This is a genomic window from Paenibacillus sp. FSL F4-0122 (assembly GCF_038002845.1).
GTDB classification, from domain to species: domain Bacteria; phylum Bacillota; class Bacilli; order Paenibacillales; family Paenibacillaceae; genus Paenibacillus_AQ; species Paenibacillus_AQ odorifer.
On record NZ_JBBODI010000001.1, the window covers coordinates 4,952,085 to 4,966,977 of the forward strand.

Annotated in this window: 16 protein-coding genes and 1 pseudogene; 12 read left to right on the plus strand and 5 right to left on the minus strand. The window is 39.4% G+C overall.

What is annotated here, in order from left to right; all coding sequences use genetic code 11:
- Nucleotides 1-188 precede the first annotated feature (188 nt).
- The 6 genes and pseudogenes from fabZ (at nucleotide 189) to MHH49_RS21550 (ending at nucleotide 4,497) form a co-directional block, all read left to right on the plus strand.
- A complete protein-coding gene (gene fabZ / locus MHH49_RS21525) occupies nucleotides 189-629 on the plus strand; it encodes a 3-hydroxyacyl-ACP dehydratase FabZ (RefSeq protein WP_076104987.1) in 441 nt (146 codons plus the stop codon).
- The gene (locus MHH49_RS21530; protein ID WP_076100216.1) at nucleotides 626-1,225 is read left to right on the plus strand and encodes a chorismate mutase; all 600 of its coding nucleotides are present in this window, start codon (nucleotides 626-628) and stop codon (nucleotides 1,223-1,225) included. The genes fabZ and MHH49_RS21530 overlap by 4 nt, the downstream gene beginning before the upstream one ends.
- 460 nt (nucleotides 1,226-1,685) lie before the next feature.
- Entirely contained in the window at nucleotides 1,686-2,924 is a 1,239-nt protein-coding gene (locus tag MHH49_RS21535; protein ID WP_036688904.1) for an ATP-binding protein, read from the plus strand.
- Between the two features lie 122 nt (nucleotides 2,925-3,046).
- Complete coding sequence (locus MHH49_RS21540; RefSeq protein WP_036688901.1) at nucleotides 3,047-3,700, plus strand: DUF421 domain-containing protein; 654 nt, start codon at nucleotides 3,047-3,049, stop codon at nucleotides 3,698-3,700.
- 93 nt (nucleotides 3,701-3,793) lie between these two features.
- Entirely contained in the window at nucleotides 3,794-4,063 is a 270-nt protein-coding gene (locus tag MHH49_RS21545; RefSeq protein ID WP_076100221.1) for a hypothetical protein, read from the plus strand.
- 40 nt (nucleotides 4,064-4,103) lie between these two features.
- A pseudogene (locus tag MHH49_RS21550) lies at nucleotides 4,104-4,497 on the plus strand (GNAT family N-acetyltransferase).
- A gap of 69 nt (nucleotides 4,498-4,566) precedes the next feature.
- Here the strand turns inward: MHH49_RS21550 and MHH49_RS21555 are convergent.
- Together MHH49_RS21555 and MHH49_RS21560 are read right to left on the minus strand one after the other, a co-directional pair.
- Nucleotides 4,567-5,985: an MDR family MFS transporter gene (locus tag MHH49_RS21555; RefSeq protein ID WP_370510567.1), complete on the minus strand. Its 1,419-nt coding sequence runs from the start codon at nucleotides 5,983-5,985 to the stop codon at nucleotides 4,567-4,569.
- Between the two features lie 77 nt (nucleotides 5,986-6,062).
- Nucleotides 6,063-6,488 carry a MarR family winged helix-turn-helix transcriptional regulator gene (locus MHH49_RS21560; protein ID WP_076100224.1) on the minus strand — a complete coding sequence of 142 codons (426 nt, stop codon included), beginning with the start codon at nucleotides 6,486-6,488 and terminating at the stop codon, nucleotides 6,063-6,065.
- Nucleotides 6,489-6,756: 268 nt separating this feature from the next.
- On the opposite strand from MHH49_RS21560, the gene MHH49_RS21565 reads away from it, so the two are divergent.
- Nucleotides 6,757-6,837 (plus strand): YjcZ family sporulation protein, encoded by an 81-nt coding sequence (locus tag MHH49_RS21565; protein ID WP_232061537.1) that lies wholly within the window; start codon nucleotides 6,757-6,759, stop codon nucleotides 6,835-6,837.
- A gap of 138 nt (nucleotides 6,838-6,975) precedes the next feature.
- On the opposite strand, the gene MHH49_RS21570 is transcribed toward MHH49_RS21565, so the two are convergent.
- Together MHH49_RS21570 and MHH49_RS21575 are read right to left on the minus strand one after the other, a co-directional pair.
- Nucleotides 6,976-8,031, minus strand: a complete 1,056-nt coding sequence (locus MHH49_RS21570; RefSeq protein ID WP_076104981.1) for an ankyrin repeat domain-containing protein — start codon at nucleotides 8,029-8,031, stop codon at nucleotides 6,976-6,978.
- A gap of 321 nt (nucleotides 8,032-8,352) precedes the next feature.
- The gene (locus MHH49_RS21575) at nucleotides 8,353-9,243 is read right to left on the minus strand and encodes an AraC family transcriptional regulator (RefSeq protein ID WP_076297666.1); all 891 of its coding nucleotides are present in this window, start codon (nucleotides 9,241-9,243) and stop codon (nucleotides 8,353-8,355) included.
- A 148-nt stretch (nucleotides 9,244-9,391) separates the two neighbouring features.
- Here MHH49_RS21575 and MHH49_RS21580 point away from each other — a divergent pair, with 148 nt between their 5' ends.
- The 3 genes from MHH49_RS21580 to MHH49_RS21590 all read left to right on the plus strand — a co-directional run bounded on the left by MHH49_RS21580 (nucleotide 9,392) and on the right by MHH49_RS21590 (nucleotide 11,344).
- Entirely contained in the window at nucleotides 9,392-10,297 is a 906-nt protein-coding gene (locus tag MHH49_RS21580) for a DMT family transporter (RefSeq protein ID WP_076297665.1), read from the plus strand.
- Between the two features lie 35 nt (nucleotides 10,298-10,332).
- On the plus strand, nucleotides 10,333-10,665 hold the full coding sequence (csaA, locus tag MHH49_RS21585; protein ID WP_038572193.1) for a chaperone CsaA: 333 nt from the start codon (nucleotides 10,333-10,335) through the stop codon (nucleotides 10,663-10,665).
- 85 nt (nucleotides 10,666-10,750) lie between these two features.
- Nucleotides 10,751-11,344: a hydrolase gene (locus tag MHH49_RS21590; protein ID WP_036688884.1), complete on the plus strand. Its 594-nt coding sequence runs from the start codon at nucleotides 10,751-10,753 to the stop codon at nucleotides 11,342-11,344.
- 70 nt (nucleotides 11,345-11,414) lie between these two features.
- Here MHH49_RS21590 and MHH49_RS21595 read toward each other — a convergent pair whose 3' ends face one another.
- A complete protein-coding gene (locus tag MHH49_RS21595) occupies nucleotides 11,415-12,227 on the minus strand; it encodes an undecaprenyl-diphosphate phosphatase (protein ID WP_036688882.1) in 813 nt (270 codons plus the stop codon).
- A 404-nt stretch (nucleotides 12,228-12,631) separates the two neighbouring features.
- Here MHH49_RS21595 and MHH49_RS21600 point away from each other — a divergent pair, with 404 nt between their 5' ends.
- Nucleotides 12,632-13,012: a GNAT family N-acetyltransferase gene (locus MHH49_RS21600; RefSeq protein WP_235219572.1), complete on the plus strand. Its 381-nt coding sequence runs from the start codon at nucleotides 12,632-12,634 to the stop codon at nucleotides 13,010-13,012.
- Nucleotides 13,013-13,383: 371 nt separating this feature from the next.
- Complete coding sequence (locus MHH49_RS21605) at nucleotides 13,384-14,892, plus strand: hypothetical protein (RefSeq protein ID WP_141240267.1); 1,509 nt, start codon at nucleotides 13,384-13,386, stop codon at nucleotides 14,890-14,892.
- Nucleotide 14,893 lies beyond the last annotated feature (1 nt).

Here is a 14,893-nt window from a genome sequence, read left to right on the forward strand (position 1 = left end):
CAGGATATAGTAGATCAATAAAAAGCGGCAGTCGTGGACTTTATTTACTAGTTCAGGGCTGCCGTTGTTTTTTTGGTTCTCCAGAAGTGATGTTATAGGCCAGTTGCTTTGGTATTTTTGAGTAGTACAAAATCTATTCTGGTGTTAAAATTACCCAAAAAGTATTTTAGGAGGCTAAGACGGGAACTATGCTAAATATACAGCAGATTGTAGAACTTATTCCTCATCGGTATCCGTTTATTTTAGTGGACAGAATTATTGAGTTGGAGGAGAACAAGAGAGCAGTAGGTATAAAAAATGTATCCATTAATGAACCGTTTTTTAGCGGCCATTTTCCTGAGCATCCTGTTATGCCAGGTGTTTTAATTGTGGAGGCATTAGCCCAGGTAGGAGGAATCACAATGTGCAAAAACGAAAAGCTGATGGGCAAGATAGGGTTATTAGTTGGCATTGATAATGCCCGTTTTAAGCGCCAAGTAACGCCTGGGGATCAGCTTCTTCTCGAATTCGAAGTCAATCGGATGAAAGGTGAGATTGTAAAAGGCAAAGGCATCGCAACAGTAAATAGTGAGCTGGTATGTGAAGCTGAGATTTCTTTTGCATTTGTGCAAAAAGGAGGTTCAAAATGAAAAGGATGCCGTTTGTACGACCAACTGAACATTACGATCTGCAAATTAAGGATATCGACGAGCAAATATGTGCATTGATCAAGCAACGAAAGGAAATCTCGAATAATAATCCAGGATTCCCACCGTTTGAATCTATCTCTAAATGGGCAGAAAATTATGAGCTCTATGAGGATTTTTTGAAAGCGGTATTTGGGACATTGCTAAGTGAAGATCATTTTAAACCGATGGTTGAGCCAATTGATTTTAGAAAACATATTGCAGTTCTTAAATCAATTGAGAAAGATGAATTATTTTATACACTGACCTCTATACGTCAATACAGTAATGCTAGTGTGGTCACCCTTAATATAGATTGGGACATGACAACTGAGCTTCCAGCAAATTCTCATAGCCATAGCTTTTTCGAGCTGTTTATAGGAGAAGAATATGATAGTCGAATGACGAATGGCGGAAGTTCAACCGGACAAGCTTCTTATAATTACGTGATTTCTCCACCGCTTTCTGACGATCCTTCAGGCGTTACATTAGAGTTCAGGAAATATGGTAAACCCTTCAAGAACAATGAGACAGGAGATCAAATTGTTTTTAGGCTGTAGTACTTATTTATTCACCGGAAAATATTGCTTATAGCTGTCTCCATTGCTATGATCAAAAGTGGAGATCCGAGCGAAGTTAAATTAGGCGCCGCTCCATATCACAGTTAACGGATTTTAGTGAATTAAAAACCGGCCATCCTGAGGGGATGGCTGTTTTCTGTGTAAAACAAATTCAATGATTCATTTCCAGCCATAAAAACTACGAAGGTACAGTTTACAAGGTAGATATTCAGGAATACGAAAATTGATGACCCCACACAGACTTCAGATGTCTGTATTTTTTTGCTAATTGTGGTTCTATAGTATGATTTTTTGGGATTATTTGAAAAATGGTTGAGAAATACATAGTGTATAGTCAATACTGTGACTTATAATGTTAGCTTAGGTAATGATCTAAAACCCTTAATATAACCTTGAATATATTCATTTACGCAGCAAAAGGCTGAAAGGAAGTCATCTCTTGTTTGAAACCCTACTTTTGAATTTTTTGTTTTTGCTTTTTCCAGTATTAACATTTCTGATATTTTTTGAGAATCGGGCCTATTCCTACAATAGATTGATTCTCGTTTTTATGTCAGCAGTGACCATGAGTCTCTGTATCGCTAAACCTATCAGACTAGAAATTGGCTATATTTTTGATTTAAGGTACATTCCGTTTATTATTGTGGCACTCTTTGGAGGATATAGGAATGTTTTTCCTCTATATATTATTTTGAATGCGTACAGATTCTATGTGGGTGGAGATGGCGTATTTTATTCGTTTCTATTTGCGACGGCGATTCTGATTTTGGTGCCGTTATATAAAAACAGATTTTTAAAATTACCATCGAAAGGTCGTGTGATTGCGGCAAATCTGATTGCTTTGCTAATTATGGGGGTTTATCTGTTTATTTTAGGTTTGGTTCAGGATTCTTTAGACAGGCAATTTTGGATTCTTTCATTAAATGCTTTGACGACTCATGTTGGGGTGATGAGTGTCATTATGATTTTGATTGAAAAAATTATATCTAATATTAAAAATCGGGAACGGATTGTCCAATCGGAAAGATTAAATGTCGTCAGCGAGCTAGCGGCAAGTGTATCCCATGAAATCAGAAATCCACTTACAGTGACTAGTGGTTTTTTGCAGCTATTAAATAAATCTAAAACAATGACGCCAGAGGAAAAGGGATTTGTAGAGTTGTCTCTACAAGAGCTACAGCGAGCAGAAAAAATTGTAAGTGATTATCTCTCCTTTGCCAAGCCACAATCTGAAAACATGGTTTACTCCAATATGAAGGCAGAATCAGAATATACTAAAAATATCATAATGCCTTATGCCACCATGCACAAAGTAGATGTTCAATTCAATTTTAATAATTCCTTAAATAAAAATTATGACCGGAACCAGATTCAGCAGTGTCTAATTAATTTATATAAAAACGGTATAGAAGCGATGAAGGAAACCGATGGCGGAACGCTATTTATCGATATATTTGAAAAAAAGCAAAATATTATGATCAGTATCAAAGATAACGGAGTCGGCATGACTAAAGATGAAATATCGCGACTCGGTAAACCATATTATTCTACTAAAGCAGAAGGGACGGGGCTGGGTATGCTTATGGTCTACAGTACCGTCGATAAAGTGAAAGGAAATATTGAAGTCTATAGTGAAAAAGGCAAAGGGACAACATTCCTTATAACCATCCCAACATAGGCAAGTTGCAGAGAGTATCTTTTGCTGTTTATACCCCACTAGGAGTGTGTAATACCTTTCATGAATGGATTTCGTGTAAAAAGGGCAACGTGCCTGCGCGAGTCCCATCTGGAGGTGCAGCAATGGAGATATTTGTAACTATAGGCGTCAAATTGGTCATCAGCTTTTTTGGTTTGTGGATCATTACCTTTATTACCGGCCGCAAGACGCTTAGTCAATTGACACCACTCGATTTTCTGTCTTCATTGATTTTAAGTGAAATTGTCGGCAATACGATATATGATGATGAGGTGAAGATCTGGCATCTGCTGTTTGCTCTTTTTGTTTGGACCGCATTATCTTATTTGTTCGAAAAGGTGACCACCCATTTTGTGAAATTCGGGAACATGGCGGAAGGCCGGACAGTGCTGCTAATTGACGATGGCAAAGTGAATCAGGATTTGTTGGAGAAATACGATATTGAGTATACCCAACTATTGTTCATGCTGAGGCAACAAAATATCTTTTCCCTAAGTGAAGTACGGTATGCTCTGCTTGAAACGAACGGCTCTCTATCGGTTATGCGCAAGTCTGAAGCTGAGCAGTCTTCTGCTTTTTCCATAACAGTTATTGATAAAGGCAGGGTACTGGAAGAGTCCATGCGGGGCAGATCGATGAACAAGGAGCAGATTCAGGAACGCGTCAGAGAGCAGGGCTATAATTACATTGAGGATATTGCCTATGCTGAATATAAAGAAGACGGAACGCTCTATATCCTTCCCAAAAACAGACCATAAATCAACAAGATGAGACGCTGGAGCCGGGAGGCTCAAGTGTCTTTTTTCAAATCAGGAGTGCCTAGTGAATAATAAATCTTAATGGAGGTAAGGATGATTAGTTTAGGATTATGGATCTTAACCGCTCTAATTGTGCTAGTTGTTGTAATGTTTCACGCAGGAGCATTATTAGATTTTATCCGGCCTAGTGTCCTACAAACTCAGCTTTTTGGTCTTCACATTACATTGTTTGGAGTAGTTGTGATATTAGCCTATGAGGGTGGTCAGGGGATAGGTGTTTTTATAGGATTAATTGGACTGTTTACGGGGATCTTGGGCTCTTTTAGAGATTCCTCTAAACCGGAGGATAAAAAGAATATCTGACAGCTTATATATTAACTAACTTTCGGAGGGGGATAACTTTATGGAGATTTCTTTATGTAAAGCAGACGCAAGCGACGCAGCGTTTATTCATGAAATGCAAGTTAAAGCCTTTATGCCATTGCTGGAGAAATATAAAGATTATGAAACCAGCCCAGCCAATGAAACTGTGGAACAAATAAGGGATCGAATTAATCAGTCTTTTGCAGATAATTATATGATTAAGTATTTTGATATTGCTGTGGGCGGTGTCCGCATCGTTAAGAAGGATAATAAAACTTATCGGGTCAGCATCAAAGAAATGGGAGCTGGATAGTATTATACAGGAGCAAAGGAATTGCTATTTATATGAAAAGTTAGGGTATAGAAGCACGGGGGAAACCAAAAAAATAAATGACAACTTAACATTAGTTTTTTATGAAAAACATATGAGTTAAAGCCTTAGGGTTATACTTTAAAAAAAAGACAGCGGGCAGTTCATGCCCACTGTCTTTTTAACATACAAATCAATACACTCGAATACGCTTCACAAATAACGATATAATAAATCCAATACCTGCAATTACTGCGATAAATAAGTAAGCATGTGTAATTCCAGCGGTTAATATTTCAGGCTGTGCAGCGGTTGGATGTGTGTTTGCGAATCGTGTTTGTCCGCTAGACATTAGCGTAACAGCGAACGTTGTACCAAGAGCACCTGCAATTTGCTGAAGTGTACTCATAACAGCAGCCCCATCCGGATAGTATTTCACAGGTAATTGATTTAACCCATTGGTTTGAGCGGGCATAATGACCATTGCTAATCCGATAAACATTGCGCAGTGTATTAATATAAAGGTTAGGCTACTGGTTTCAGTAGAGTTTCTTGTAAATAGAAAACCAGCAATGGTTGCGATAAAAAATCCAAGCGGCAGCAATAATTTCGGACCGTATTTATCGAATACTCTACCCGTAACTGGAGCCATAGCCCCGTTAATAACACTGCCTGGAAGAAGTAGAGTACCAGCCATTGTGGCCGATAACAATAAACCTCCTTTTAAATATAAAGGTAATAAAATTGCAGAAGATAAAATGATCATCATTCCTAAAAAGAGCATTATAAGACCTATCGTAAACATGGGATATTTAAATACCCGTAAATTCAGCATTGGGGTTTCCAATTTAAATTGCCGTAATACAAACAAGATTAAGCTGATGAAACCAATAATAAGAGGCAACAAAACAATGATTTCACTCAAAGAATGATCAGCAAAGTTACTAAAACCAAAGACGATTCCACCAAATCCAAGCGTAGAAAGCAAGATGGATAAAATATCTATTTTAGGTTTTGTGATGTTGGCTACATTTTTGATGAATGTTAATCCGAAACCTAATGTAAATAACAATAAAGGTAAGCTTATCCAAAAGATATACTCCCAGCCAAAATGATCTACAATTAAACCAGATAGAGTAGGTCCAAGGGCCGGTGCACACATAATAACGAGCCCCATCATTCCCATGACAGTTCCGCGTTTATGTGCAGGGAAAATAATAAGAATAATATTGGTCATTAATGGAAGCAATAACCCTGTCCCTAAGGCTTGCACTAATCGTGCAATTAATAATAAGCTGAAATTAGGGGAGAGGGCAGCAATTAAAGTACCGATAATAGAAAATAGCAAGGAAGCGGTGAATAATTGTCTAGTGGTAAACCATTGCATTAATAGGGCGGATATTGGAACGAGGATACCTAATACAAGTAAATATCCTGTGGTTAGCCACTGAACCGTTGAGGCGTTGATTGAAAATTCATCCATTAAATTTGTAAAAGCCATGTTTAAGGCGGTTTCACTAAATAGCCCGACGAATGCACCTAACATAAGCGAGAAGGCCATGAGGGCTGGACGTTTAACTTGAACAGTTGATGATGATTCCATAATAATGATGAACCTCTTTTCAGTATTTTGATTCGGATTATTTTTACAGGATAGATGATATCAACTATAAGGGGGAGAGAAATGCTTTAAGCATCTCTTACATTATTCAGCACATGTGTTAGCAAAGTCTTTAACGTTGAGTAATCTGAAGCAGATAATCCTGACTCGATAATTTCGTTTAAATTGACCGTCACCTCATTTATAGTATTCTCTAATTTCCGTCCTTCTTCTGTTACATATACATTTACCGCTCGGCGATCTTGCGCACTTGTTACTTTGCGTATGTAACCTTTGCTCTCTAAGCTGGCGATCATTCTGGCAACACTGGCTTTGTCCTTACCAAGATTAGCAGCAATCTCGTTCTGAGATAGACCTTCTTTCTCAAGAATCAGAGCCATAAGTAGATGCTGTTCAGGTGCAAGTCGAAAAGGAGCAAGTAACTTTGTTAAATAATTTGCTATTTCTAAATGCAAATCTCGAATGACCAAACCTAAAGGTTCTCTTGAATCCATATGATCTCTCCTAATTGAATAATAGATGATATATCAACGTTATTGATTTGTCTATATTAGCATACAGTAACTCATGCTTGTCAAGTTAAAGAAAATGAATAGAATCATAGGCTTAGATACAAGCGACAAAGTTGTTTAATGCCCAATCATTTGATGATACATAGTCATATGCTGTTGTGAAATTAAAAAAAAAAGTAATTAGGGAGGGATTAAAATGGGATATAATTGTGTTGGGGGCGTTCAAGAACAAAAAAAGGCTCCAGTTTGTATTAATCCTTGGACATCAACGGGTACGATTCTTGTGCTTTACATTCTTCTCGTCATTATCCTTAAAACTTGTTGGATCTAGAATTATGTAAATCGACGCCCCGAAGTTTTTTTCTTCGGGGCGTTTCTGTGTTTTCTTTAGTTAGATAATTGACAACGTTAAGGATTCTGGATTATTTTTACGGTGGTTAATGTTGTCATGAATATTCATATAGAAGACTTAACGGGAATAATCGGGTTGTGTCATAGAAATGGGCTGAGGATTGGCAAGTACCCATTGCACCGCCAGCTCGCATAATCTGGCTGGTTGCTCATTGCCAGCAATGTTGCGGAACCGCTTGGCGAGTGCAGCTGCCTCTTGAAGAAGGGCGGGCGTTAAAGGCGTGCCCGTGCTAAAATGCCGTATCAGTGCATCCAGCATTTTACGGTAATCGGCATCCCAGTTTCCTCCGCCATTATTAAGTATTTCATGAGACACCCGCCCTGTGATGCGGATAACCTCACCCTGCACCGTTGTCGCATGTCCTGAAGCAGGGACAAGAAAATCCCACAGCTCTTGGTGCTGTGCGGGCCATGCGGCTGCCGTTACCTTGATGGGAGAAATTCCGTCATGTCTCTCCAGTTTCGCTATAGGCTCGACATCAAATTGCCGGTACAGCTCCAGGAGAGCATTTGCAGTTTCATCCAGTCGATCTTTATTGTAATTTGTTCTGACGAATTCAAAATCCTTGCCGATACGCCGCACGGATTCCTTCATCTCCGGCGTAATTGCTGCACCTGCATCCAGCATAATTCGCGAGATTTCTGCCATGTGAACTATATCGATATTCCGGCATTGTAATAATCCTTTGGCGAGAGGTGTGTTTTTTCGCTTATTTTCTGCATGGACATTTGCACCGCGTTCCACCAGATCCCGCACTACTTTTGTTTTGTAAGAAGCTGCTGCTGAGTGCAGCGGTGTCTCATTCTGGTAATCCAGAGCTTCCATATCTGCACCTAGCTCAAGGAGTAAGGGGACATTTCCGGACCAGGTTGCAGCCTGAGCATGAAGAGGGGTACGCTTATAGTTGTCAGCAGCGTTGATGTCAGCACCCTGCTCCACAAGCCAGGAAACCATTTCATCCGGTATTTGCCGGAAGCTGAGGGCGGTACCTTTGCTGTAACCCCCGCGGGCATCCCATTCGCATAGCTCAAATACCTCTTTTAAGGCAGATATATCATTCGTTTTAACCAGCTCGGCAAAATTGGCGGGTAATGTTTTTTTCTTTTTGCCCATATCATTTTTCCGCTCCTTTATTAATAGATAAATAGCAGATAACTTCTTGCAAGTTTATCATATAGGAGAATTGAACACTAATTCATGCAGGACGAAAAGGTTGAAGATATAGACGTAACATTATTGGAAAAGAGAATGGAATATCGTTTATAAGGCGATCCCGAAATCATAGACTATTAGAAAATGAAAACATTAAGCTTGTGTCTTGGAAATAAATTCGAGATTTACGAAGGACTTCGAAATTACGCTAACGGAGAACGATAGCTCAATAAACACGATTTGGCAGTCAGCCAAAGCGATCGACTCTGCTTTTGTTGTTTTTTAAGTTCGTTCATTTCTAATTTTTCTGAACTCCTTAGGAGTTATATTTAAGTGTTTTTTAAAAGACTGGATAAAGTGATTTGCGTTATTGAAACCAACTCGCTGTGCGATTTCAGTTATCGTGTAGTCAGTTGCTATTAACAAATCACAGCTTTTATTAATGCGATATTTAATTAAGTAGAAATACGGAGTCATATGGATGCTTTTTTTAAAACCTCGAGTGCACTCCGATACACTTAAATGTGCTATATCTGCTATTTCCTTCAATGTCAAATTATTAGAATAGTTTTTGTGAATAAAGCTAAGCATTAATTGTAGTCTCTCTTGCTGGAGTCTGTTATATTTAGACGATTCCTCGGAGGATAGAGAAAAATTTGATATAAGGATTAACCATAACTGGGCAGTTTTGATAGAAACTTCGTACTCCCATCCCCATTTTTTTTTCGATTCAAATTCTTTTTTCATATCCCAAAGAATTTGTAGGATTTGATTATGCCAGTCCTTATCCCCTTTGATTTCTAAACTTAACAAGAATGAATTGGTATACGGTAGTACATACTTTTTTTCCATTGCACTATCAGAATAAAACGCAAGTAACTTCTCTGGGAAGTTAAAACTAACATATTCACCCTCTTGGCTAAGGTATGTAACAATATGAAGTACGCTCTTATTAATAAAGATGGCCTGACCTGTTTCTAAATCATAATTGATTCCGTTAACTTGTATGGTTAGTTTCCCTTTGGTCACTAAAGTAATTTGTAGTTCTTGGTGCCAATGTAGATCGTTAACCCCTCTGCCATTAGGAATAGATTCATAATTGGTATGAGTGTACAGGATGTATGGAAATGAATCATCAGGAAATTGAATGGCTTCGTGTAATTGCTTTTTCAAAGTGCTTATTCTCCTTATTTGACGATATTTCAATATAAATTAAAGATATAGTTGCACAATATAGACCCTGGCGATGATATTATTATATCCAGCCTAGACTTATCATACAATTCTGTGCACAGGGATTGTCACACATTTTGGAGGAACTATGGTTAGTTCAAATAAACCGTCTATACTATTTCATCCGTTTATTCTGTTATTTATTAGTATTTTGTCCGTTTCTATCTCTTCAATTATGATTAAACTTTCAGATACACCTACTTCAGTGGCTGGGATGTATAGACTGTTTATTTCTGTAATCATCATGCTCTGTTTTACATCTGGGAAAATGGCTCGTTCTGCTGAGATGAATAAAAAAGATTGGGCCATCGTTGTTTTATCCGGCCTATTTCTAGGGTTACACTTTTTATTCTGGATGGAATCATTGGTCTATACTTCAGTTGCAAGCTCCATGGTGATCTTATCGTTACAGCCGCTATTTGTTATGATGGGGTCTTACTTTTTATTCAAAGAACATGTTAACCTGCTAACCGTTTTTTGCCTGATTGTTGCTCTTTTAGGTTCGATTGTTATTGCATGGGGAGACATATGGGTTTCGAAAGATGCACTAATCGGCGATGCTTTATCGTTAATTGGCACATTCTGCGCTTCAGTCTATCTGTTGGCCGGGCAAAAAGTAAGCGGCAAAATCAATGCAAATATATACAGCATTTTCGTCTTTTTTATTGGTGGTACTGTTATGCTCGTGTACAATTTGATAAATAATGTCTCATTAATTAATTATGCTTCATCAGATTGGATTTATTTTTTGCTTCTTGCAATAATTCCAACTATTTTTGGTCAATACATCTTTAACCTTTTGTTAAAGTCGATTGGAGCAACTACTGTCTCGGTTGGGATTATTGGTGAGCCTGTTCTTGCCATTGTCCTTGCATACCTATTATTAGGGGAAACTATGTCATTATTCCAGCTTTTAGGCGGCATAATAACCTTACTCGGTATGGGAATGTATTTTTGGTCGAAATCTTTAAAGTACTACATTCAAAATAAGTAAATGAGTAGTCGGAAATATGTATAGGGGGATGGGAAATGGTAACTATTGATGATTTTTTGAAACTTGATGTTCGTGTTGGAACGATTATTAAAGCGGAGTTTTTTGCAAAAGCAAAAATACCTGCGATTAAACTCCAAATTGATTTTGGACCCGATATCGGAAGCAAAACATCAAGTGCACAGATTACTAAACGATATAGGCCTGAAGAGATTGTAGGGCAACAAATCATTGGGGTAGTTAACTTCCCTGCTCGAAATATAGCGGGTTTCCTATCAGAAGTATTAGTTCTTGGAGGAATACCGGATAAAGGGGATGTGGTTCTCTTGAAGCCAGATATTAAATTACCTAATGGGACACCTATTGGGTAATATAGGGTAATTGTTGTATTAAACTAACTAACAGTGGGTCTATTTTAAGATGTACACAAAATTGATAGTAATCGGAGAGAAGACCATGGAAGAATTAACAAGCTTAGTATCTGAAAGTATTGAGGCAAGTAAAACGGCGCTAGTCGTGATCGACCTGCAACAAGGAATTGTCCTCAGTCCAAAGCAGGGGCCGCATACAAGTGCTCAGGTGGTTGAGAATGCCTGCAAATTAGCTCAATCCTTTACGGAGAAAGGAGGATTTGTTGTTCTAGTGAGGGTGTCATGGCTAGATGGGCAAGATATGCTTAAACCTAAAACTGATTTACAAATGAATTCTGTCACCTATCCAGAAGGTTGGGACAACATCGTGCCAGAATTAGCGAATATCAAAAATGCACATCTGATTACCAAACGGCAGTGGGGGGCATTTTTCGGTACAGATCTTGATTTGCAGTTACGGCGCCGCGGAATAGATACGATCGTATTATGTGGTATTTCTACCTCGATTGGTGTGGATACTACTGCAAGAGAAGCTTATCAGCTTGGTTATCATCAAGTTTTTGTAGAAGACGCTATGACCGCGATGGTAAAAGAAGAGCATGATTATGTATGCAAAACTATCTTCCCTCGTATAGGTAAGATCCGGTCGAGCGATGAAGTAATATCCATGTTGAAATAGTATAAAAAAACCTCAGGCTCTCTCTGTAATTTCAGAGATTGTCATGAGGTTTTTTAATTGAAGTTATGTCTTACATAAAGATGAGGAGAAGTATCCCAGCTAAGAAGCAGTAATAAGAGAAATACTTCAAATTACCTTTAGCCATAATCCCCATAAACCAGCGCATGGAGAAATAAGTAACGATAAGTGTAGTAATAAATGCAATCAAGTATGGAATTGCTAGCTGCGAGCGGTTAGGATCGTGGGCAATATCAGATGCACCCATAACAAGTCCGCCCAAACTGACAGGAATATAAAGCATAAAAGAAAAGCGTAAAGCAGTTTCTTGCTTCATTCCCACAGCGATGGAAGAGATGACAGTTGCACCAGAGCGGCTTATCCCAGGAATAAGGGCGACTGCTTGGGCAAGTCCGACTATAACTGCATCCTTCGCTTTTAAGTCACCATCTTGTTTACGGCCGCGAAGGTTACGGATCAACCATAAAGCTACCCCTGTAACCAGCAAGGCGATGGATACGGTATGAACTGACGAGAAGATATCCTCAATCTGATCCTTGAAGAGTAAAGCAACGATTACCGCAGGCAAGGTACCGATGATGATGTACAAAGAGAACAGGAAATCTGACTTATATTCCTCTTTGCGGGTCAGAATAAATTGAACGAATCCAGTGATCAATCTTCCGATATCTTTACGGAAAATAAAACAAATCGCGATTAGTGAAGCCGTATTTGTTAAGATTTCAAATGATAGCCCATTTTGTTTTAAGCCTAGCAATTTCTGTGCGATGATCAAATGGCCGCTCGAAGAGACGGGGATTGGCTCAGTTGCCCCTTGAACAAACCCTAGAAACAAGTATTTAAGCCACAGTATAATATCTTCCATTTTACCTCCCAGTATTTTTGTAATCTTTTCAATCATATCGTATTCAATAAAGAAATGACAATAGAACCATCGTGCCATATTCAATTGGACGAGTTATACTAATTCGTAAGACTATTAAATGAGGTGGAACTATTTGTAGTACATTACTAAAAATTCAGCAGCATGATATTCCGAGAGCAGCCAGTGTTCTGGCCGAAGCATTTGCTAAAAATGATCCGTTATATCAGCATATCTTGCCTGATGAATCAACCAGATTACGCGTGTTGAATATTTTTTTTCATCGTTACATTGAGATGTTGTATCCATATTCGGATTTACTAACGACTTCTACTAACTTTGAAGCAGTGGCTTTAGTGTTCCATTCGGAGCGTCAGACAGGGACATTGATTTCGAACGTCAGGTATATGAAACAGATAGTCCTTGCGATCATCAAGTCATTACCGATCTGCCGAATCATTGGGGTGCGAGGATTTATACGTGGTTTATCTATTTTGCGTAGTATGAGTTCTTTATGGTTATCAATGTTTGGGGATCAGAAGTATAAACATTTGGATATGCTTGCAGTGCAAGAACAATATCGAGGCCAAGGATATGTATCAAAAATCATGACACCGCTGCTCGCGGAATGTCGTGTGAACAATACATTATGCACGTTAGAGACACAGACGCCGAGCAACTTGCCCATCTATGAGCATTATCATTTCCGTACGGTTAAAGTCATTCCTCTACCTAATAGCCCACTTGAGCAGTATTGTATGGCGTTTACGCAAGGAGTTGCTGAGTAGTTAATAAAAAAGGGCCGTCTCATTCAGCCAATTCATGGTTTTTGGGGCAGCCTTTTTTTGCTTAGTCCATAAGGGTTAATGAAGCTTCAAGAGAAAAATCAGGGGATTTCTCCCTGTAATTCCGCGATCTTTTGTCATCCGGCTAGAATCTATTATTTTGTTTAACAAAAATAGCATAAGCTTCGAAGGATTGTTATAATAGAAACATATATTCCCGTGTTTCAGAACCCTATACAGGATGTATAGGGGTTTTATTTCTTTTAGTGAGGGTGATCGAGAATAAGTATGGCGTTGTCCGTACAGGGAGAAGAGGACCGGAGAGTTCCGCAGGAAATTTTAAATTATGAAGTGATGGCGAGGTTAGCAGAAAGATGAATTGGTCGGATTTTGGCGAACGAAACAAACGATTGAATCCCCTGTGGAATTTGGGGGCTGGCATGAACCTTGGCGAAATCCAACCGTACAAAGAAATGGTGTCTTTAAGCGTTCTGCTGCAAGTCTATTATCTGGAGCTAGAATCGAATGAGAGAAGATCCAAAGAGGATATTATAGAACTTACTTGGACTGCACTGGAACGTTTTAATATCGCCAATCTTGGGACTACCGAATCCGTAGAGCGTCTCGTGGACGGTTTATTGTGGAGCGGGAATGGTGGAGATTTCGAATCCTTTTTCTATGATGATGTGACCCGGCAAATGTCCGTGCAGAAATATAAGTATTTCACGGTGGACGAGGATGCGACCCGCAGCAGTTGGGAAGAGAATGGCAGAACCATCTATCGTCTCTCCGAATATGCAATGGAGCTCATTTTTATGAGCCATGAGATTATTGATGAATTTCAGATCAGCATCAAACTGCTCGAGATTCAAATGCATATTAAACATGGGCGCGTAACTCGGGCTCTTCAGGATGTTAATGAACTGATCTCCCGTGTCCGTAAGATGACCCAGCAACAGCAAGAATACCGCAATGCGTTACGCCGCAATCCAAAGCATATTTTTAGTGAATTCGGAGTGGCTCGGCATCAGCGACTCGAAGAGATTCATCATCAGTTCGAGGAGGAACGCAAACATTTTGACAGTATTCACCGTTCTCTGGCCCGGCTGGCCAATGATGAGAAAGACGTAATCGACTTCAATGAGATCCGTATTCTCTCTGAACGAGTCGAGCTTTCTAGGCGTGTACACGATGAGCTGGCTGAGGTAGTGTTGAATATTTTTGAGATGGAGACCAATTTAAGATTGAACTTTCCTGAATTATTCTGGGGAGCAGCCGGGTTTAACTTCCGTACTCACGTATGGGAGGAATGGGTGAAAGAAGAGGGTCTGCCAAGCGGTGACAGTCTTGAACTGCTGCTCAGCGGATTATTCGCTCCGAATCAGGACTTCGTTTATCCGCTTCCTTGGGCTTGGGAGGAACAAGAGGTAGGCTTTATCCCCGACTTAGTGATGGATGATTTCGAAGATGAGGTGGACGCAGAGCCTGTTCAATATATTCCTAAAGGTATCCCATGGGCAAAAGTAGTGGATCTGTGGAAGCCGGTTTTTACTGCCTTGGCTGAGCAGGGAAGCTTTACCTTTACTGCAGAGGCTTTTTCCGCCGAAGAACTAACAGGGTGGGCAAATACACCGGATGCTGTTGATCTGTGGGTGCAGTTTTTTCATACAGAGATTTTAGTGCAGGAACAGGCACCAGAAGGTGGTGGCGGCGTTTCTGATGAATGCCAACAGCTAATCCAATATGTACTTGCAGAAGATCTTCTGTTTGAGAGTTTACGCGGCAAAATGCTGCGGACGAGCATTGCTCCAGAGCCAGCCTCAAGGGTACGGTGTCCTGGTCTGGATATGAGTCCATATATGATTACGATCGTGGAGAGGTGAG